The 19,997-nt window shown below is 68.7% G+C and carries 17 protein-coding genes; 5 read left to right on the top strand and 12 right to left on the bottom strand.

Features of this window, described 5'->3' with window-relative positions; all coding sequences use genetic code 11:
* Positions 1–28: 28 nt before the first annotated feature.
* The gene (locus BJQ95_RS02670) at positions 29–1,342 is read right to left on the bottom strand and encodes a class I SAM-dependent RNA methyltransferase (protein ID WP_130176009.1); all 1,314 of its coding nucleotides are present in this window, start codon (positions 1,340–1,342) and stop codon (positions 29–31) included.
* Positions 1,343–1,383: 41 nt separating this feature from the next.
* On the opposite strand from BJQ95_RS02670, the gene BJQ95_RS02665 reads away from it, so the two are divergent.
* The gene (locus BJQ95_RS02665; protein WP_130176010.1) at positions 1,384–2,043 is read left to right on the top strand and encodes a nucleoside triphosphate pyrophosphatase; all 660 of its coding nucleotides are present in this window, start codon (positions 1,384–1,386) and stop codon (positions 2,041–2,043) included.
* A gap of 102 nt (positions 2,044–2,145) precedes the next feature.
* Positions 2,146–3,909: a biotin carboxylase N-terminal domain-containing protein gene (locus tag BJQ95_RS02660; protein WP_130176011.1), complete on the top strand. Its 1,764-nt coding sequence runs from the start codon at positions 2,146–2,148 to the stop codon at positions 3,907–3,909.
* Positions 3,910–4,057: 148 nt separating this feature from the next.
* Here BJQ95_RS02660 and BJQ95_RS02655 read toward each other — a convergent pair whose 3' ends face one another.
* Complete coding sequence (locus tag BJQ95_RS02655; protein WP_130176012.1) at positions 4,058–5,497, bottom strand: NAD(P)H-quinone dehydrogenase; 1,440 nt, start codon at positions 5,495–5,497, stop codon at positions 4,058–4,060.
* Positions 5,498–5,567: 70 nt separating this feature from the next.
* On the opposite strand from BJQ95_RS02655, the gene BJQ95_RS02650 reads away from it, so the two are divergent.
* Both BJQ95_RS02650 and BJQ95_RS02645 read left to right on the top strand, forming a co-directional pair.
* A complete protein-coding gene (locus BJQ95_RS02650; RefSeq protein WP_130176013.1) occupies positions 5,568–6,401 on the top strand; it encodes a purine-nucleoside phosphorylase in 834 nt (277 codons plus the stop codon).
* Between the two features lie 194 nt (positions 6,402–6,595).
* Positions 6,596–8,329, top strand: coding sequence for a phospho-sugar mutase (locus BJQ95_RS02645; protein ID WP_370688386.1), 1,734 nt, complete (start codon positions 6,596–6,598; stop codon positions 8,327–8,329).
* A 47-nt stretch (positions 8,330–8,376) separates the two neighbouring features.
* Here the strand turns inward: BJQ95_RS02645 and BJQ95_RS02640 are convergent, their stop codons facing one another.
* From BJQ95_RS02640 to BJQ95_RS02630, 3 genes are read right to left on the bottom strand one after another with little or no spacing between them, the layout of a single operon-like run.
* Complete coding sequence (locus BJQ95_RS02640) at positions 8,377–8,649, bottom strand: PTS sugar transporter subunit IIB (RefSeq protein WP_066593010.1); 273 nt, start codon at positions 8,647–8,649, stop codon at positions 8,377–8,379.
* A complete protein-coding gene (locus tag BJQ95_RS02635) occupies positions 8,646–9,128 on the bottom strand; it encodes a PTS sugar transporter subunit IIA (protein ID WP_130176014.1) in 483 nt (160 codons plus the stop codon). The genes BJQ95_RS02640 and BJQ95_RS02635 overlap by 4 nt, the downstream gene beginning before the upstream one ends.
* A gap of 29 nt (positions 9,129–9,157) precedes the next feature.
* Positions 9,158–10,279 (bottom strand): adenosine deaminase, encoded by a 1,122-nt coding sequence (locus BJQ95_RS02630; protein WP_130176015.1) that lies wholly within the window; start codon positions 10,277–10,279, stop codon positions 9,158–9,160.
* A gap of 184 nt (positions 10,280–10,463) precedes the next feature.
* On the opposite strand from BJQ95_RS02630, the gene BJQ95_RS02625 reads away from it, so the two are divergent.
* Positions 10,464–11,366 (top strand): DUF559 domain-containing protein, encoded by a 903-nt coding sequence (locus BJQ95_RS02625; RefSeq protein WP_240694551.1) that lies wholly within the window; start codon positions 10,464–10,466, stop codon positions 11,364–11,366.
* Between the two features lie 169 nt (positions 11,367–11,535).
* Here BJQ95_RS02625 and BJQ95_RS02620 read toward each other — a convergent pair whose 3' ends face one another.
* The 7 genes from BJQ95_RS02620 to BJQ95_RS02590 all read right to left on the bottom strand — a co-directional run bounded on the left by BJQ95_RS02620 (position 11,536) and on the right by BJQ95_RS02590 (position 19,975).
* Positions 11,536–12,852, bottom strand: a complete 1,317-nt coding sequence (locus tag BJQ95_RS02620) for a thymidine phosphorylase (RefSeq protein WP_130176016.1) — start codon at positions 12,850–12,852, stop codon at positions 11,536–11,538.
* The gene (locus BJQ95_RS02615) at positions 12,849–13,238 is read right to left on the bottom strand and encodes a cytidine deaminase (RefSeq protein WP_240694553.1); all 390 of its coding nucleotides are present in this window, start codon (positions 13,236–13,238) and stop codon (positions 12,849–12,851) included. The genes BJQ95_RS02620 and BJQ95_RS02615 overlap by 4 nt, the downstream gene beginning before the upstream one ends.
* Before the next feature lie 59 nt (positions 13,239–13,297).
* Positions 13,298–14,596, bottom strand: coding sequence for an ABC transporter permease (locus tag BJQ95_RS02610; RefSeq protein ID WP_130176018.1), 1,299 nt, complete (start codon positions 14,594–14,596; stop codon positions 13,298–13,300).
* Positions 14,593–15,855, bottom strand: coding sequence for an ABC transporter permease (locus BJQ95_RS02605; RefSeq protein WP_130176019.1), 1,263 nt, complete (start codon positions 15,853–15,855; stop codon positions 14,593–14,595). Before BJQ95_RS02605 ends, BJQ95_RS02610 begins: the two co-directional genes overlap by 4 nt.
* Positions 15,852–17,369, bottom strand: coding sequence for an ABC transporter ATP-binding protein (locus tag BJQ95_RS02600; protein WP_130176020.1), 1,518 nt, complete (start codon positions 17,367–17,369; stop codon positions 15,852–15,854). Before BJQ95_RS02600 ends, BJQ95_RS02605 begins: the two co-directional genes overlap by 4 nt.
* A gap of 175 nt (positions 17,370–17,544) precedes the next feature.
* Positions 17,545–18,645, bottom strand: coding sequence for a BMP family protein (locus BJQ95_RS02595; protein WP_130176021.1), 1,101 nt, complete (start codon positions 18,643–18,645; stop codon positions 17,545–17,547).
* Between the two features lie 208 nt (positions 18,646–18,853).
* Positions 18,854–19,975, bottom strand: coding sequence for a mannose-1-phosphate guanylyltransferase (locus BJQ95_RS02590; RefSeq protein WP_130176022.1), 1,122 nt, complete (start codon positions 19,973–19,975; stop codon positions 18,854–18,856).
* Positions 19,976–19,997: the final 22 nt, after the last annotated feature.

The raw sequence follows: 19,997 nt of genomic DNA, 5'->3' as shown, positions 1-19,997 counted from the left end.
TCGTCTACGTTCTTGGTGCTAAGACTAGCTATCTGGTGAGCAGGGCGACGGCTTCGACGTGGTGGGTATTGGGGAACAGGTCGAAGGCGCGCAGGCTCCGCAGGGTGTAGCCGTGCTCGCTGAACAGGGCGACGTCGCGGGCCAGGGCCACCGGATCGCACGCGACGTAGACCACCTGGGCCGGCCCGAGGTGCACCAGGGTGTCCACGACTTCCCCGCCGGCGCCGGAGCGCGGCGGGTCCAGGACCACGGTGGCGGCCCGTTGACGGCCGCGCTCGGCCTCGCCGGCCTCGCGGGTGAGGCCGGTCAGGAACTTGTCCACCCTGGCGGTCTGGGCGGTGGCGCCGACCCACTCGGCGAGGTTCGCGCTGGCGTTCTCGGTGGCCTGGGCGTCGCTCTCCACCGAGGTGATGCGAACGTCGGAGCCGAACCTGTCGCCGACGGCGGCGGCGAGCAGGCCCACTCCGCCGTACAGGTCGAGGTTGGCGGCCTTGGGGTCGAACAGGTCGGGGTCGATGGCATCTTGCACGGCCTGGAACAGGGTCTGGGCGGCGCGGGCGTGCACCTGCCAGAACCCGGCTGCGTCGAGCCGGAATTCGCGGTCACCGACGACCTCGGTGATCGGCTTGGGCGCGGTGCGGCGCCGGCGGCCCTTGTCATCCTGCTCGGCGACCAGGATCTGCACCGGGCCCACGCTCGGGGCGACGACGTCGACGGATGCGGCGCCGGCGAACAGCTTGTCCAGCGGCGCGGCCATTTCGAGGGCGTGCACGGCCAGCGGCAGGTCGTCGACGGGGATCACCCGGTGCGAGCGGGAAGCGTACGGGCCGACGATGCCGTTCTCGGTCACGTGCAGGCGCACCCGGGTGCGCCAGCCGGTGCCGTCCATGGCGTCGCCCGGTGAGGCATCCGCGGCGACCGGAACCGGCTCGACGGTGACATCACTGTCGACCCCGGCCATCCGGTGCAGGGCGTCGGTGAGGACCTGGCGCTTGAGTTCTCGCTGGTGGCCCAGCTCGATGTGACCGAATTCGGCGCCGCCGGCGCGGTCGGCCGGATCCCGGTCGATGGCGGCCGCAGCCCAGATGTGCGGCTGGCGTTCGGGGGCCGCGTCGAGGACCTCGACGGTCTCGGCACGCCAGAAGCTCTTCTTGTTCGCGTCGGTGAGACGCACGCGCACCCGCTCCCCCGGCAGGGTGTCACTGACGAAGATCACCCGGCCCTCGTGCCGGGCAACGAAGATGCCGCCGTGGGCTACGTTGGTGATATCGAGGTCGAGTTCCGTGCCGATCTCGCCTTCTGGAATGCTCTGACTTGCCTGACGATTAGTGTTGGTGCCCATTGAATGAGCATCCCACACCTGATGAGCCACCGAAGGGTTTCATGCGCCTGTATCTCGCCTCCACGTCCCCGGCCCGACTGTCGCTGTTGCGCGCGGCGGGCATCGACCCGGTGACGATCTCTCCGCACGTCGACGAGGATGCGGTCGCCGCGGCCGAGGCGGCCCGCACCGGCGCCGCCCTCACCCCGCACCACGTGGTGGAGCTGTTGGCCAGGGCGAAGGCCGAGGCCGTAGCCGCCGACGGTGCCGGGCACGGCATCGACGGCTTGGTTCTCGGCGGGGACTCGGTGTTCGTGCTCGACGGCGTGATCTACGGCAAGCCGCACACCGTCGACCGGGCCAGGGAGCGTTGGCACGGACAGCGCGGACGCACCGGGCAGCTGTATTCCGGCCACTGGCTGATCGACCACAGCATCGAACGGCCCGGCCGGGGCGTCGGCGCGGTGGCCGTGGCCGACGTTACGTTCGCCGACGACATCCCCGATGCGGAGCTCGACGCCTACATCCAGACGGGCGAACCGCTCTTCGTCGCCGGCGCGTTCACCATCGACAGCCTCGGCGCGCCGTACATCAGCCGCATTGAGGGCGACCCGTCCACCGTCGTGGGGCTGTCGCTGCCCACGCTGCGCCGATTGGTGCTCCAGCTGGGCTATGACTGGCCAAGTCTGTGGAATACGGGTACTTCGGCCCTACCGGACTGACCGTTCTTGCGGGGTCTTTGTAGGCCGACGCAGTGTTCTCCAGTCGGTTTTTGTGGGAAAGAACCAAAATTGCGGGGGTTCTGACCAATAAGCTCAGTACCTATGTCGCGTATAACGAAGGTCCTCATCGCTAACCGGGGCGAGATCGCCGTCAGAGTGATCAGAGCAGCGAAGGACAGCGGCATCCTCTCGGTCGCCGTGTATGCCGACCAGGATCGGGACGCCCTGCACTCCCGCCTCGCCGACGAGGCCTACGGGCTCGACGGCACAACGAGCGCCGAAACCTACCTGGTGATCGAGAAGATCCTCTCCGTCGCCCGCCGCTCCGGCGCCGACGCCGTGCACCCCGGCTACGGCTTCCTGGCCGAGAACGCCGCCTTCGCCCGCGCCGTGATCGACGCCGGCCTGATCTGGATCGGCCCGTCCCCCGAGGCCATCGAACAGCTCGGCGACAAGGTGTCGGCCAGGCACATCGCCGAGAAGGTTCACGCGCCGATGGCGCCCGGCACCCTGAACCCCGTCGCGGACGCATCCGAGGTGCTCGACTTCGTCGACCAGCACGGCCTGCCCGTCGCCATCAAGGCGGCCTTCGGCGGCGGCGGCCGCGGCCTCAAGGTCGCCCGCACCCGCGAAGAAGTGCCGGAGCTCTTCGACTCCGCGGTGCGCGAGGCCGTCACGGCATTCGGCCGTGGCGAGTGCTTCGTGGAGAAGTACCTGGACAAGCCCCGCCACGTTGAAACCCAGTGCCTGGCGGATGCGCACGGCAACGTCATCGTGGTCTCCACCCGGGACTGCTCCCTGCAGCGCCGCCACCAGAAGCTCGTCGAAGAGGCACCGGCGCCGTTCCTCACCGAGGCGCAGACGACCGAGATCTACCGGGCGTCCAAGGCCATCCTCAAGGAGGTCGGCTACGTCGGCGCCGGCACCTGCGAGTTCCTGATCGGCCAAGACGGCACGGTCTCCTTCCTCGAGGTGAACACCCGCCTGCAGGTGGAGCACCCGGTGTCCGAGGAAGTCACCGGCATCGACCTGGTGCGCGAACAGTTCCGGCTCGCCGAGGACGGCGTGCTCGACTACGACGATCCCATCGCCGTGGGCCATTCCTTCGAGTTCCGCATCAACGGCGAAGACGCCGGCCGCGGCTTCATGCCCGCGCCCGGACCCGTGCACGTGTTCAAGGCCGCCGGCGGCCCCGGCGTGCGCGTCGACAGCGGCGTGCAGTCCGGCGACGAGATCTCCGGCTCGTTCGACTCGCTGCTGGCCAAGCTCATCGTCACCGGCGCCACCCGCGAACAGGCCCTGGAGCGCGCCCGCCGCGCCCTGGACGAGTTCGAGGTGGCCGGCCTGCCCACCGTGCTGCCGTTCCACCGCATGATCGTGCGCGACCCGGCCTTCGCCCCGGCCGACGGTGCCCCGTTCTCGATCTACACCCGCTGGATCGAAACCGAGTTCGAGAACACCATCGACCCCTGGAGCGGCACCGTCGAGGACCGTCCCCGCTCCGACGCCAGGCACAGTGTGGTCGTCGAGGTGGACGGCCGCCGCATCGAGGTGAGCCTGCCCAGCAAGCTGCTGCCGGGCACCGCGTCGGAGAAGACCGCCGGGCCCGCACCGCGCCGCCGCACGGCCGCGCACTCGGTCAACACCGCCACCGGGGATGCCGTCAAGGCGCCCATGCAGGCCACGATCGTGAAGATCCTCGTCGCCGAGGGCGACACCGTCGTCAAGGGCGACCTGCTGCTGGTGCTGGAGGCCATGAAGATGGAACAGCCGCTCACCGCGCACAAGGACGGCGTCATCGGCGTCATCGGCGCGAACGTCGGCTCGACGGTCTCCTCCGGCCACCTGCTCATGACGGTCGGCTGAGCCGCCCGAGCCCGCGCCGGCTGCCCGGCGCGCGCGGCCCGGAGCCCGCCAACTGGTGCCGCAACGGACAATTGGGCCCGGTGTGCCGGGCGCAATTGTCCGTTTGGGGAACAGTCGACCCTGCGGGTGACCGCGCAGCGCCTGCGGGTCAGTAGTGCACCTTGTGCATGGCACGCGCGGCATCCGTGATGGAGCCGGTCAGCGACGGGTAGACGGTGAAGGCCTCGGCGACCTCGTCGACCGTGAGGCCGTGTTCCACGGCGAGGGTGAGCGGGAAGATCAGCTCGCTGGCCTTGGGGCCCACGATCACGCCGCCGATGACGGTGCCGGTGCCGCGGGAGGCGATCAGCTTGACGAAACCGTCGGTGATTCCCATCATCTTGGCGCGCGGATTGCCCTCAAGCTCGATCTTGTAGACCTCGCCGCGGCGCAGGCCCTCCTCGATCTCCTTCTGGGCCCAGCCCACAGTGGCGATCTCGGGCTGGGTGAAGATGTTCGCGGCCACGTTGCGCACCTCGATCGGCTTCACAGCGTCGCCCATCGCGTGGTAAACCGCGGTGCGGCCCATCATCGACGCGACGGAGGCCAGCGGCATCTCGGTGGTGCAGTCGCCGGCGGCGTAGATGTTCGGGATCGAGGTGCGCGCGACCCGGTTGACCCGGATGTGACCGGACTCGTCCAGCTGCACACCGGCCTCGGCCAGGCCGAGGCCGGTGGTGTTGGGCACGGCGCCGACGGCGATCAAGCAGTGGCTGCCCTCCACGGTGCGGCCGTCGGCGAGCGTGACGAGCACGCCGGTGTCGGTGCGTTCGGCCGAGGCGGCCCTGGACTTGCTGAGCACCACCATGCCGTTGCGGGTGAACACGTTCTCGATGACCGCGGCGGCGTCGGCATCCTCGCCGGGCAGCACCTGGTCACGGCTGGAGATCAGGGTGACCTCGGCGCCCAGGGCGCGGTAGGCGGAGGCGAACTCGGCCCCGGTGACGCCGGAGCCGACGACGATGAGGTGTTTGGGCACCGACTTGAGGTTGTACAGCTGGGTCCAGGTGAGGATGCGTTCTCCGTCGGGCATCATGCCGGGCAGGGTGCGCGGGCTGCCGCCGACCGACAGCACAATGGTGTCGGCTTCGATCCGGTCGAAGTCGGTGCCGGAGCCGTCGTCGCCGGTGGAGACGATCACGGCGTCCCGGCCGTCGAGCCGGCCGTGGCCGCTCAGCAGCTTCACGCCGGCCTGCAGGAGAGTCGCGCGCATATCTTCGGACTGCTCCCTGGCCAGGGCCAGCAGCCGTTTGTTCACGGCGGCGAGGTTGATCGCGACCTCGGGGTGCAGCGGCTTGCCGTTCTCGCCGCGCACGAAGAACTGCACGCCGAGGTCGTTAGCCTCCCGGATCGAGTTCGAGGCTTCCGCCGTGGCGATCAGGGACTTCGACGGCACGACGTCGGTGAGCACTGCGGCTCCGCCGACCCCGACCCGTTCGATGAGGGTGACCTCGGCGCCCTGCTGCGCGCCGGCCAGGGCCGCTTCATAACCGCCCGGGCCGCCGCCGATGACCGCGATGCGCTGTTTTCTCTCGAACTCGTAAGACATTCACTTATTCTGTCGCGCCGCCCCCGCCGGGCCAAACCACAGCCGACGTCCGTGCACTTAGAGTAGGGAGATGCTCACGACCGAGATCAATCCTCTTGACGCGCCCGGAACCGACCCGTTTGACGTGGCCAGGCTCGCCGCTTCGGAAATCAGCGCCGCCACCGGCGTCGCGCACCACGACATCGCCCTCACCCTGGGAAGCGGTTGGGGCAAGGCCGCCGACCTGATCGGCGAGACCACCCACACGATCCCGGCCCAGGAGATCACCGGTTTCAGCGCCCCCGCGCTGGCCGGGCACGCCGGTACGCTGCGCTCGGTGCTGCTGCCCGGCGGCAAGCGCGCCCTGGTCATCGGCGCCCGCACGCACTACTACGAGGGCCACGGCGTGCGCCGGGTTGTGCACAGCGTGCGCACCGCCGCCGCCACCGGAGCGAAGACGATGATCCTCACCAACGGGGCCGGCGGCATCCGCGAGACCTGGGCACCCGGCACCCCGGTGCTGATCAGCGACCACATCAACCTCACCGCGGACTCGCCGCTCGAGGGCGCCACCTTCATCGACCTCACCGACCTGTACTCGCAGCGGTTGCGCGACCTGGCCCGTGGCATCGACGCCACCCTGGACGAAGGCGTCTACTGCCAGTTCCGCGGCCCGCACTACGAGACGCCCGCTGAGGTGCAGATGGCCAAGGCCATCGGCGGCCACATCGTGGGCATGTCCACCGCCCTGGAGGCCATCGCGGCCCGGCAGGCCGGCATGGAGATTCTCGGCATGTCGCTGATCACCAACCTGGCCGCCGGCATCCAGAAGTCGCCGCTGAGCCACGGCGAGGTGCTCGAAGCCGGCCAGCAGGCCGAGGCCGCCATCAGCGCCCTCCTCGCCAAGATCGTGGCCGCACTGTGAGCCTGACCGACGGTCCGGCCGACCCGACCCCGACCGGCGACACCCGCCGTCGCGGCGCGCACGCCGCCGACCCGTCCGAGCCCGCCGCGGCTTCGCCCGCGGCGCCCGACGTCGCCCCGCCCGACGAGCGCGAGCCCCAGACCGCCGTGCTGGACACCGTCGAGGGATCGGATGAGATTCCGGCGGCGACCGCGGTGCTGGACACCGTCGTCGAGGACGACCCCCGCGACCCGGTCAACGCACTGATCGTGACCGCCACCGCCTGGCTCGCCCAGGACCCCGACCCGGAGACCCGCGCCGAGCTGCGCCTGCTCCTGCAGCAGGCCCAGGACCGTGAACCGGCCGCCGTCGCCGACCTGCACTCCAGGTTCGACGAGCGCCTCGCGTTCGGCACCGCTGGTCTCCGCGGCGAAATCGCGGCCGGGTCCAACCGGATGAACCGGGTCCTGGTGTCCCAGGCCGCCGCCGGCCTGGCCGCCTACCTGCTCACGCAGGTCGAGACCGTCCGCCCCGGCGGCATCCCGTCGGTGGTCATCGGCTTCGACGGCCGTCGCAACTCGCACGTCTTCGCCACCGACACCGCGTCGGTCATGGCCGGCGCCGGCGTCCGCGCCATCCTGCTGCCCCGACTGCTGCCCACCCCGGTGCTGGCCTTCGCGGTGCGGCACCTCGGCGCCAGCGCCGGTGTCATGGTCACCGCCTCGCACAACCCGCCCAACGACAACGGCTACAAGGTCTACCTTGGCGACGCCAACGACGGCTCGCAGATCGTCTCACCGGACGACGTGGCCATCGCCACCGAGATCCAGCGGGTGGCCGACACCCTGCTGGTCTCCGACCTGCCCCGCGCCGCCTACGAGACCGCGCCGGAGTCGGTCGTGCAGGCCTACGTCGACGCGACGGCCGGCATCGCCACGCCCCCGCGCGCCCAGGTCAACGCCGTCTATACGGCGCTGCACGGCGTGGGCTGGGACACCACCCGCCGGGTGCTCGACGCCGCCGGGTTCGCCCTGCCGACCCTCGTCGACGCGCAGATCGCCCCCGACTCCGCCTTCCCCACCGTCGCGTTCCCCAACCCTGAGGAACCCGGCGCGATGGACCTCGCCTTCGAGACCGCCCGCGAGGTGGGCGCAGAGCTCATCATCGCCAATGACCCGGATGCCGACCGGCTCGCCATCGCCATCCCGGACGCCGACGCGCCGGAGGGCTACCGGCGCCTGAGCGGCAACGAGGTCGGCGCGATCCTCGGCTGGCGTGCGGCGGAACTCGCCGCAAACGCCCCCGGCGACGGCGGCCCGGACGGCACCCTGGCCTGCTCGATCGTGTCGACGCCGGCGCTCAAGGCCGTCGCGGACGCGTACGGCCTGAACTTCGCCGACACCCTCACCGGGTTCAAGTGGGTCTCCCGAGCGCCCGGCCTGCTCTTCGGTTTCGAGGAGGCCCTGGGCTACCTCGTCAACCCGGGCACCGTGCGCGACAAGGACGGCATCTCCGCCGCCGTTGCCCTGCTGTCGCTGGTGAGTGACCTCAAGGCCGACGGGTCGACGCTGGCACAGCACCTCGACGCGTTCGCCGAGAAGTTCGGTTACTTCGCCTCAGGCCAGATCTCGGTGCGGGTGACCGACCTGTCCGTAATCGACCGGGTCATGGCCCGGCTGCGCCAGAGCCCGCCGGCGATGGTCGGTTCGAGCACCGTGGACCACATCGACGACCTCAGCGGCGGCTTCAACGGCCTGCCGGCCAGCGACGTGCTGCGCATCGTGCTCGCCGACGGATCCCGGGTGATGGTGCGGCCCAGCGGCACAGAGCCCAAGCTCAAGGTGTACCTGGACACCAGCTGCGCCGTCGGCACGCTCGCCGAGCGCACCGAGACGGCCCGCACGGCCCTCGCGGACCTGGAGCGGGGCATGCGCGCGCTGATCGTCTAGTCCGGGTGGGGCGGATGCTGCCGGGCGCAGCATCCGCCCTGCCAGCGTTAACCCAGCGCGGTTTCGAGCTTGGCGGTGAGTTCGTCGAGGTCGAAGAAGTTGTCGATGATGATGACGTCGGCGTTGGTCTTGCCGATCGACGGCACCAGCTCGCTCGACGTGAGGATGACCTGCGCGTCGGCGGCGGCGAGCTTCACGCTGGCGATGTCGGCGGCGGTCACATCGGCTTGGATGTCCAGGCGTTCGAGGGCGCGTTCGGCGTTGACCTTGAGGATGGCGGACGTGCCGATACCCACTCCGCACAGTGCGACGATCTTCATGATGGTTCCTCCGTGCTGGCGTCTTCGCCGGTTGGTGCCGTGATACCCAGAAGCGAGCGTACGGATGCTGCGTCGAGCGCCGCTGCCAGCGCCGAGATGATGCTCGCGTCGTTGAACACGTTGGCCAGTTCGGCGACGAAGTGCACGTGCTCATCGCCCGTCGTCACCGCCAAGCCCAGGATCACGTTCACGGGATCGTTGTGCGGATGCCCGAAGACCACCGGGTCGGCGAGGGTCACCACGCTCAGGCCCTCGGTGAGCACATCCGGGCCGGGACGTGCGTGCGCCAGGGCCAGCCCGGGCGCGATCACCACGTAGGCGCCGAATTCCTCGATCACACCCACCATGCGTTCGGTGTAGCCGGGGCCGGTGGAACCGGACCTCTCCAGCGCAGCGCCGGCGGCGGCGACGGCGGCCCGCCAATCGGGAACGTGCAGGCCGACGTCGATCGCGTCGAGGGGAAGTGGGGGGAGGGACATGGCAGCTTTCTGTCGTGGGCTTCGACGGGTCAGGTGTTGGAAAAACCGGCGACGATGGCGTCGGCGAGCTCTTCGCGCTCCTCCAGCGGCAGGAAAGCCGCGGAGGCCGCGTTGAGCTGCAGGGCCTCGAGGTCGTCGAGGTCGTAGCCGAAGGCATCCGTGAGCAGCGCCAGCTCACGGCTGAGGCTGGTGGCACTCATCAGCCGGTTGTCGGTGTTGACGGTGACCCGGAAGCCGAGCTGGTAGAGCAGGTCGAACGGGTGGTCGAGGATGTCATCGCCCCACGCGGCGATTGCGCCGGTCTGCAGGTTCGACGAGGGGCTGAGCTCCAGCGGGATCTCCCGGTCGCGCACCCACTGGGCCAGCGGGCCGAGGGTGACGTAGGTGTTCTCCTGGTCCTCCCGGCCGATTTCGATGTCTTCGGCCAGGCGCACCCCGTGGCCCAGGCGCAGCGCGCGGCCGTCGAACAAGGCGCCGCGGATGCTGTCCAGCCCGTCGGCCTCGCCGGCGTGCACGGTGACCGGGAAGAGGTTCCGGGCCAGATAGTCGAATGCGGCGGTGTGGTTCGCGGCGGGAAAGCCCTCTTCCGCTCCGGCGATGTCGAACCCGACCACGCCGAGGTCGCGGTGCCGCACGGCGAGTTCGGCGACCTCGAGCGACCGGTCGGCGTGCCGCATCGCGGTGATCAGCTGGCCGATCTTGATGCTGATGCCGGCCTGGGCGACCCGGTCGATGCCGGCCGTGATGCCCTCCTGCACGGCGTCGACGGCCTGGTCGAGGCTGAGGCCGCCGGCGAGGTGCTGCTCGGGCGCCCAGCGCACCTCACCGTAGATCACGCCGTCCAGGGCGAGATCTTCGACGAATTCCCTGGCCACCCGCACGAGGGCGTCATGGGTCTGCATGACGGCAACGGTGATGTCGAAGGTCTTGATGTAGTCCACGAGCGAACCGGAGGTGGCCTGGCCGACGAACCAGTCCGCGAGTCCGGCCTCGGTGGTCGCGGGCAACTCGAGGCCGATATCCGCGGCCAGCTCGAGAATCGTGGCCGGCCGCAGCCCGCCGTCGAGGTGGTCGTGCAGGGACACTTTGGGCAGGGCGTTGATGCTGACGCCGCTGCCGGGCAACAGGTAATCCTCGGAGCTGGTATTCACTCCCCCAATCTATCGCTCCGCCGCCGTGCGCGTCCCGACGCCGCCACATCCGCCCCCTAGCGAGAAGGCACTTGCGGCCAGTCTCTGCGCCCCGGACCAGTCCCAACTGCCTTCTCGCGCCATTTGGAAGGGGTGCTGGTGGATAACTCTGACGCGGACGAACGGAATCTGGCACGGTGCTGGGATGTCTCGTCGATCGGAGCTCCCCCGCGACCTCCCGCTGGACGGTTTCACGCTGGCAGAGGCCCGCGCGGTGGGCGTCAACCGAAATCGCACCAGAGCCCGGGACTTGGAGACCCCGTTCCGTGGTGTGCGGGCCGCTGCAGGCAGCCGGGCAGAGACGGGCGGGCTGATCCGCGCCTATGCCGCACGGATGCCCGCCGGGCACTTCTTCAGCCATGCGACGGCGGCGCGTCTGCTCGGGTTTCCGCTGCCGCCGCGGCTGGAGAACGACCCCCGGCTCCATGTGAGCGTGCTTGTCCCCGAACGCGCGCTGCGGATGAGGGGTGTTGTCGGGCATACAGTGCACCAGCGCCCCGGCCTGTGGATCGTCAACGGACTCACGACGACCGACCCGGTGACCACTTGGTGCGATCTGGCCCTCAGCCTCGGCCTGGACGACCTCATCGCGGTGGGTGATTTCCTCCTGGCAAAACTCGTTCCGCCGGCCGCCAGGTCCGAGCTCGCGGCCGCTGTCGCGGACAGGGCCGGCCGTCGAGGAGTACAGCGGCTGCGCGAAGCCATGGAGCTGGTGCGGCCCCGGGTGGAGTCGAGGCGGGAGACCTATCTGCGCCTGATGGTGGTGCGGGCCGGCTTCCCCGAACCCGACACGAACGTCACGCTGCCCCTGCGACCGGGACGCAAAGGTGCACGAGGAGACCTCGTCTACCTGAAGTACAAGATCCTTGTCGAGTACGACGGTGAACAGCATCGCACTGACGACGCCCAGTATGCCAGGGACGTGGAACGTCTCGACGACCTCGCCGCCGACGGCTGGCGAGTCATCCGGGCCACGAAGGCGACGCACCCAGCCGAGGTGCTGGCCCGCCTGGACGAGGCCCTGCGCGCCAGAGGCTGGCGCCCGTAGCCCCACTCGAAGAACACCACCGCGAGAGGGCAGTTGGGGCTAGTTCTTGGCGCGCACACTGGCCCCAACTGCCCTCTCGCGAAATGGTGATGGCGCGAGAGGGCAGTTGAGGGCAGTCGCGAAGCCGAGCACTAGCCCCAAGTGACTTCTCGCGAGGGGCGAGGGGGAGCTAGTTGCCGATGCGCTCGGCGATCAGGGGGCCGCCGTCGAGGATCGGCTCACCGGGATCGCCGATGCGCCAGGCGCCCTCGACGGCTTCGAGGGCCCGACTGAAGCGCTCCGGCTCGTCGGCGCTGAGGGTGAACAGCGGCTCGCCCTTCCGCACGGTGTCGCCGGGCTTGGCGTGCAGGTCGATGCCCGCGGCATGCTGCACGGGGTCCTGCTTGCGGGCCCGGCCGGCGCCGAGGCGCCAGGCGCCGATGCCGAACGGCAGCGCCTGCTGCTCCACGAGCACGCCGTCGCGGTCGGCGAGCACCGTGAGGGTCTCCTTCGCCACGGGCATCGGCGCGGTCGGGTCGCCGCCCTGGGCGCGGATGACCGCGTTCCACTTGTCCATCGCACGGCCGTCTTTCAGGGCCGCCTCCACATCCACGTCGACGATGCCGACCAGGGCCAGCATCTCGCGGGCCAACGCCACGGTGAGCTCCACCACGTCGGCGGGGCCGCCGCCGGCGAGCACCTCGAGGGATTCGCGCACCTCGTTGGCGTTGCCGATGGCCAGGCCGAGCGGCACGTTCATATTGGTCAGCAGAGCGGATGTCGCCACCCCGGCGTCCTCACCGAGCGCGACCATGGTGCGGGCCAGTTCGCGGGAGCGCTCGATGTCCTTCAGGAACGCGCCGGAGCCGAATTTGACGTCGAGCACCAGCGCACTGGTGCCCTCGGCGATCTTCTTGGACATGATCGACGAGGCGATCAGCGGGATCGCCTCGACCGTGCCGGTGATGTCACGGAGGGCGTAGAGCTTGCCGTCGGCCGGCGCCAGGCCGCTGCCGGCGGCGGAGATGACACCGCCGACATCCTGCAGCTGCTGGAACATCTCTTCGTTGCTGAGGTTGGCGCGCCAGCCCGGGATGGACTCGAGCTTGTCCAGGGTGCCGCCGGTGTGGCCGAGGCCGCGGCCGGAGAGCTGCGGCACCGCGGCGCCGAAAACCGCCACGAGGGGCATCAGCGGCAGGGTGATCTTGTCGCCGACACCGCCGGTGGAGTGCTTGTCGGTGGTCGGTTTGCCCAGCCGATCGAAGCTCATCCGTTCGCCGGAGTTGATCATGGCCATGGTCATGTCGCGGATCTCCCGGCGGGACATGCCGTTGAGGAAGATCGCCATGGTCATCGCGGCCATCTGCTCGTCGCCGACGTAACCGCGGGTGTACGCGTCGATCAGCCAGTCGATCTGCGGCGTGGACAGCTCGCCCTTGTCACGCTTGGCGTGGATCAGGTCGACGGCGTCGAAGGCCTCGATGGTGCGGGTGGGGGTGGAGCTCATGAGTTGTCTTCCCTGTAGGCGGCGAGTTGGCGGGGCCCGAAGGCGTCCGGCAGGACCTCGTCGATGGTGCGCACGCCGGAGACGGTCTCCAACAGCATGCCTGGTGCCGAGTGTTCGTAGAGCAGTTGGCGGCAGCGCCCGCACGGCATCAGCGTGTTGCCGTTGCCGTCGACGCAGCTGAACGCGACGAGCTGGCCGCCGCCGGTGAGGTGCAGCACCGACACCAGCGCGCATTCTGCGCACAGGGTGAGGCCGTAGGAGGCGTTCTCCACGTTGCACCCGCTGATCACCCGGCCGTCGGTGACGAGGGCGGCGGCCCCGACCGGGAACTTCGAGTACGGCACGTAGGCGTGGGTCATCGCCTCGGCGGCCGCGGTGCGCAGCATGCCCCAGTCGATGTCGCCGGAGGTCGGGGTCACGTCATGGGTGGTCACTATGGTCTCCATCACGATTTTATGTATGGTTTGCCGGATGCCGCCGGGCCCCTGGACTGGCCCACCAGGCCGGCCACGGCGAAGATGGTGACCAGGTAGGGCAGCATCAGCATGAACTCGCTGGGTACCGGGGACCCGATGATGCTCAGCACGTTCTGCAGGTTGCTGGCGAAGCCGAACAGCAGCGCCGCGAGGGTGGCCCTGATCGGGTCCCACCGGCCGAAGATCACCGCCGCCAGGGCGATGAAGCCGGCACCGGCCGTCATCTCCTTGCCGAACGCGCCCACCGAACCCAGCGTGAAGTACGCGCCACCGAGACCGGCGACGGCGCCCGCGAGGGAGACGTTCCAGAACCGGGTGCCGGTGACGTTGATACCCACGGTGTCTGCGGCCTGCGGGTGCTCGCCCACGGCGCGAAGACGGAGGCCCCACTTGGTGTGGAAGATGCCGTAGTACACCGCGGCGACGGCGATGTACATGATGTAGACGATCAGGGTCTGCCGGAAAAGCACCGGACCGATGATCGGGATCTCGCTGAGCAGCGGGATGTTGATGCGCTCGAACTTGGGAGGCTGGTTGAGGGCGGCCGCGTTCGGGGCGAGCACCTCGGAGAACAGGAACCCGGTGAGGCCGGTGACGAGCACGTTCAACACCACACCGACGATGACCTGGTCGACGAAGTACTTGATCGAGAACGCCGCGAGAACGAAGGAGACCAGCACGCCGGCCACCATCGCGGCGAGCAAGCCGAGCAGCGGCTGCTGGGTGATGGAGGCGACGATCGCGGAGGTGAACGCGCCGGCCAGCAGCTGGCCCTCGATCGCCACGTTGACCACGCCGACGCGCTCGGAGATGACACCACCGAGGGCACCGAAGATCAGCGGCACGGCCAGGCTCAGCGAGCCGAACAGCAGCCCGGGCACCGGGATGCGTTCGTCGGCGGAGGCCCAGGTGAGGAACCCGATGAGCAGCAGCACCGCGAACACGGAGATCAGCCAGAGCGGCACCTTGCGGCGGGTTTGCACCATCCAGGTGCTGACCCCGGTGATGGCGGCCAGGATGATGCTGATCACGATGCCGGTCGGCAGGGTGGGCAGCAGCACGTCGGGCAGCTGGATCAGGTCGCTGGAGGTAGAGAGCACCATGGTGCTGGTGCCGGTGCGGCCGAAGACCACCATCAGCAGGAAACCGAGGATCGTGAAGATGCCGAGGATGATCGGGACCTTCCAGCTCTTGATCACCGTGGTCGCCGGGCCCTCGTCGGGGCCGGTGGGCTGGGTGGGCTGGTTCACTGGCGCGATGGTGCTCATTTCGCCGCCACCTCCTGGGTCACGTTGGGGAGCGGTCTGCGGCGGGGTGCCCCGGGGGCGGGGAGCCTGAAGATCGCGCGCACCAGCGGCGGCGCGGCGATGAAGAGCACGATGAGCGACTGCACGACGAGCACGATGTCGATGGGCACGCCCTCGGCGGCCTGCATCGAGAAGCTGCCCGCCTTGAACGCGCCGAACAGGATGCCCGCCGCGAACACGCCCCACGGCTTGGACCGGCCGAGCAGCGCCACGGTGATGGCGTCGAAGCCGATCCCCGAGTCGATGCCGGCGCCGAAACCGCTGGTCGTGGTGCCGAGCACCTGGTTGATGCCGGCCAGGCCGACGAGCCCGCCGGAGAACAGCATCGCGTAGACGTACATGCGCTGCACGCTGATGCCGGCGACCTTGGCCGCGTTCGGGTTCTCACCGACGGCACGGAACTTGAAGCCCAGGTTGGAGCGGCTGAGCAACCACCAGGTGAACACCGTGGCGCCGATCACCAGGATGAAGCCGAAGTGCAGGTTGTAGTTCGGGCCGAGCAGGTCGAAGAAGACCGCGGTGTCTTTCGTGGCCGGGCTCTTCGGGTTGTTCGAGCCGGGGGTCCTGAGGAATCCGTCGCGCAACAGGAAGCTGACCAGATAGAACGCCACATAGTTGAGCATGATCGTGGTGATCACCTCGTGCGCCCCGGTGCGGGCCTTGAGCAGGCCGACCAGTCCGCCCCAGAGAGCGCCGCCGAGCACACCGGCGATGAGAGCGGCGATCATGTGGATACCGGCCGGCAGCTCCAGCGCGAAGGCGACCCAGCCGCCAAGGGTCGCGGCGATGAGCATCTGACCGCGGCCGCCGATATTGAACAGGCCCACCCGAAAACCGAGCGCGACGCCCAGGCCTGCCGCGATCAGCGGGGTGGCGTAGGTGAGGGTCTCGGTGAACGGCTTGATGCCGTCGGCGAAGCTGGGCCGGCGGAAGTTGTACACCGAGCCCTGGAACAGGGCCGAGTACGCTCCGGACACCGCGTCCCAGACGGCGAAGAGCATATCGCCCGGCCGGGAGAAGAAGTAGCCGGCGCTCTCCTGTACGTTCGGGTTGGTCAGCGCGATCATCACGGCGCCAACGAGCAGGGCGAGCACCACGGCGAGCACTGAGATGATCGCGTTTCCGGTGGTGATCTCGCGGAAAATACCGTGCCAGCGCGACGGTTCGTCGGGCTCGGTGACCGTGGTCGGGGTCACGGTCGGCTGCTGAGCGGCGCTCATGCTGCGACTCCTTCTGCGGGGGTTTCGCCCGCCATCATGAGACCCAGAACGGATCGGGGGGTGTCGCCGGGGACGATGCCGACAATGCGGCCGCGGTACATCACCATGATCCGGTCGGCGAGGGCGGCGACCTCGTCGAGTTCGGTGGAGATCACGATCACCGGCGTACCGGCGTCACGGGTGGCCACGATGCGTTCGTGCACGAATTCGATCGAGCCGACGTCGAGGCCGCGGGTGGGCTGCGCTGCGACGAAGAGCCGCAGGTCACGGCTGAGTTCGCGAGCGAGGACAACTTTCTGCTGGTTTCCGCCGGAGAGCCGGCCGACCGGCGTCTCGATGCCCTGGGACCGCACGTCGAATTCCTTGACCTTGGTGCGAGCGAAATCGGCGAGGAAGGCCAGCTGCACGTTGAAACGCTTGACAAAAGGAAGCTTGTTGGAGCGGTCCAGCATCAGGTTCTCAGCGATGGTGAACGCACCGACCAGACCGTCTCTGGTGCGGTCCTCAGGCACGAAGCCGACCCCGGCATCGAGCACCTGACGCACGGAATGGCCGCGCAGGGACTTGCCATCCAGGGTGATGTCGCCCACGACGCGGGGCTGCAGGCCCATCAGGGCCTCGGTCAGCTCGGTTTGCCCGTTGCCCTGAACGCCGGCGATGGCGAGGATCTCGCCGACCTTGACGTCGAAACTGACATCGTTGACCAGCACCTGGCCCAGGGCGTCGATCACGGTGAGATTCGTGACGACCAGCGCGGGCGCGCCGGGGGCGGCGGGCGCCTTGTCCACGGTGAGGTCGACCGCGCGGCCCACCATCAGGGTGGCGAGTTCTTCGTTGCTCGCGGTCGGCGGCGCGTCACCGACGACCTTGCCCAGCCGGATGACGGTGATCCGGTCGGCGACCGCTCGCACCTCGCGCAGCTTGTGGGTGATGAAGACGATGGAGGTGCCCGCGGCTTTGAGCTGGCGCATGATGTTCATCAGCTCGTCGGTTTCCTGCGGGGTGAGCACGGCGGTGGGTTCGTCGAAGACGAGCACCTTCGCGTCGCGGGAGAGAGCCTTGATGATCTCCACCCGTTGCTGAACACCGACGGGGAGGTTCTCGACCAGGGCGTCGGGATCGACGTCGAACCCGAACCGGTCGGAGATCTCGCGCACTCGGGCGCGTGCGGCCGCGAGGTCGAGGGTTCCGCCGACTCGAGTCTGCTCGTGGCCGAGCATCACGTTCTCGGCAACCGTGAACACGGGAATCAGCATGAAGTGCTGGTGCACCATGCCGATGCCGGCGTTCATGGCGTCGCCGGGGCCGGCGAAGCGCTGAGGCACGTCATCGAGCAGAATCTCGCCCTCTTCGGCCCGGTAGAGGCCGTAGAGCACGTTCATCAACGTTGACTTGCCGGCTCCGTTCTCGCCGAGCAAGGCATGGATCTCTCCCTCCTCGATGGTGAGGTTGATGTCGTCATTGGCAACCAGGGCACCGAATCTCTTCGTAATGCCGCGAAGTTCGAGCTTCATAGTCTTCGATTCTATTGAGATGCTGCCCGGCTGCGCGCCTGCCGGGAGTATGACGCACAACGAAATGGGGAGGCCAACGTGTCGTTGGCCTCCCCGTTGCGGTACTGCTGTGCGGTAGTGCTGATTGCGCGTTAGTGCTGTGCGGTGTTACCGGTGTGGTGCTCCCGGCGACGGGTTACTTGGGCGTCGCGTCGCTGGTCACAACGATCTCGCCGCTGATGATCGCGGCCTTGAGGTCGTCCAGCTCGGTGACCAGGGCCGGGTCGACCTTGGACTCCCAGTCGTGCAGCGGGGCCAGGCTGACGCCGTCGTTCTCGAGGGTTCCGACGTACGGGTCGGAGGAGAAGTCGCCCCCGGCCGCGTCGGTGATGATCTGGTCGGTGGCGTCCGTCATCGACTTCATGATGGAGGTCAGGTACAGCGCCGCGAACTCGGGCGTGGTCTCGAACAGGTCGCTGTCGACTCCGACGATGGCAACGTCCTTGCCGGACTCGGTGATGGCCTGCGCGGTGCCCTGGAAGAGCGGGCCGGCGACCGGGAGGATGATGTCCGCACCGGCGTCGATCAGGCCCTGGCTGAGCGTCTTGCCCGCGCTGATGTCATCGAAGCCACCGGCGAACAGGCCCTCCTGGGTGTCCTTCGACCAGCCGGTGAGCTTGACGTCGGTGCTCTTTTCGGTGTTGTAGTACGCAATACCGTCGGCGAAACCGTCCATGAAAATGGTGACGGACGGAAACTGCATGCCACCGAAGGTGCCGACGGTGCCGGTCTTGGTGGTGCCTGCAGCCAGGTAGCCGGCCAGGAACGCGGCCTGCGCGGTGTCGTAGAGGACCGGCTTCACGTTGTCGAGCGTCAGCGGGCTGAAGTCGTCGTTGGAGAGGGCGGAGTCGATGATCGCGAAGTCGATATCGGGGTTGGCCTGCGCAGCGTCGCGGGTGGCGTTGGCCAGGGCGAAGCCGACGGTGAGGATGAAGTTGCACCCCTGGTCGACCATGCTGGTCACGTTGCCGGAGTACTGGTCTTCGGAGGTGGACTCGGCCTGCTTGAACTCAACACCGAGCTCCTCGGAAGCCTGGGAGATACCCTCAAAGCTGGACTGGTTGAACGACTTGTCGTCGAAGCCGCCGAAGTCGGAGACGACGCAGGGCAGGAAGTCCGATGCGGCGTCGTTGGAGCCGGCGTCGTCGGTGGGGGCCGGCGCACACGCCGCGAGCAAAGCGAGAACGCCGAGTGAGGCAAGGCCGCCGAGCGTTGCCTTGCGGGTCGTGATTGTCAAGATTGACCTCCAGATGAGGCCCGGCGTGGGATCGCACGGGCTGCTATATGGAGTACACGTTACTCAGATAGGCCCTGCTCAGATGAGCAAACCGACACTGTAGCCAAAAGGTTATCAAGCCGCGACATTTCCGGAAATCCGGACGACACAAATAGTCATCTACCGGGCCTATTCCTGAGAAAGCCTCGCGGCTCTGCCCGCTCGTCGGCTACAGAACGTCGGAGCTGCCCGACAGCCGAAGGGCGTCGACGACGGCCTTGACCTTCTGGGCGTTGGCGCTGGTGGTCACCAGCAGCGCGTCGGGGGTGTCGACCACCACGATGTCGTCCACACCGATCAGCGCGATCATGCGCTTCGTGTGGCTGACAACGATGCCGCTGGAGGAGTCCGCGAGCACCCTGGCACCCTCGCCGAGAATCGCCAGGTCCCGCTTGCGGCCGTTGGCGTGGATCTTGGCGATCGACGCGAAGTCCCCCACATCATCCCAGTCGAACTGGCCGGGGATCACGGCCAGGCCGCCCTTCGCGGCGACCGGCTCGGCGACGGTGTAGTCAATGGCGATCTTCTTGAGCTTGGGCCAGACCTGGTCGACCACGGCACCACGGCGCGGGGTGTCCCAGGCCTCCGCCAGTTCGAGCAGGCCGGCGAGCAGTTCCGGCTCGGACGCACCGATCTCCTCGAGCAGCCGGTCGGCGCGGGCGATGAACATGCCCGCGTTCCACAGGTATTGGCCGCTGGAGAGGTACCGCTTGGCGGTGGCCGGGCTGGGCTTCTCCACGAACGAGTTGACCGACTGGGCGCTCGGGGCGCCGGGGATGCTCAGGTTCGCGCCGGTCTTGATATAGCCGAAGCCGATCGCCGGCTCGGTGGGCTGGATGCCGATGGTGACGATGAGGCCGGTGTCGGCGGCGGCGATCGCCTCGACGACGGCCTGGCGGAAGGCCGCGGGGCCCTTGATCACGTGGTCGGCGGCGAACGAGCCGATGATCACGCCGGGTTCACGGCGTTCAAGGATCGCGGCGGCCAGGCCGATGGCGGCAGAGGAATCCCGAGGTTCGCTCTCCAGGACCACATTGAGGTCGGCCAGTTCCGGCAGCTGTTCCTCGACAGCGGCCCGGTGCGCCCGCCCGGTGACGACCATGATGCGCTGGTCGCCGGAGAGCGGGGCCAGCCGGTCCCAGGTGGCGCGGAGCAGCGTCTGCCCGCTGCCGGTGAGGTCGTGCAGGAACTTGGGCGCGTCGGCGCGCGACAGCGGCCAGAGCCGTGAGCCGATCCCGCCGGCGGGGATCACACTGTAGAAGCGGTCGAGGGCAGCGCTGGAGTGGGACATTCGGCCAGACTACCGGTCCCTC

This window comes from Cryobacterium sp. SO1, assembly GCF_004210215.2.
GTDB lineage: Bacteria > Actinomycetota > Actinomycetes > Actinomycetales > Microbacteriaceae > Cryobacterium.
This window is presented reverse-complemented; position numbering and strand designations above follow the sequence as displayed.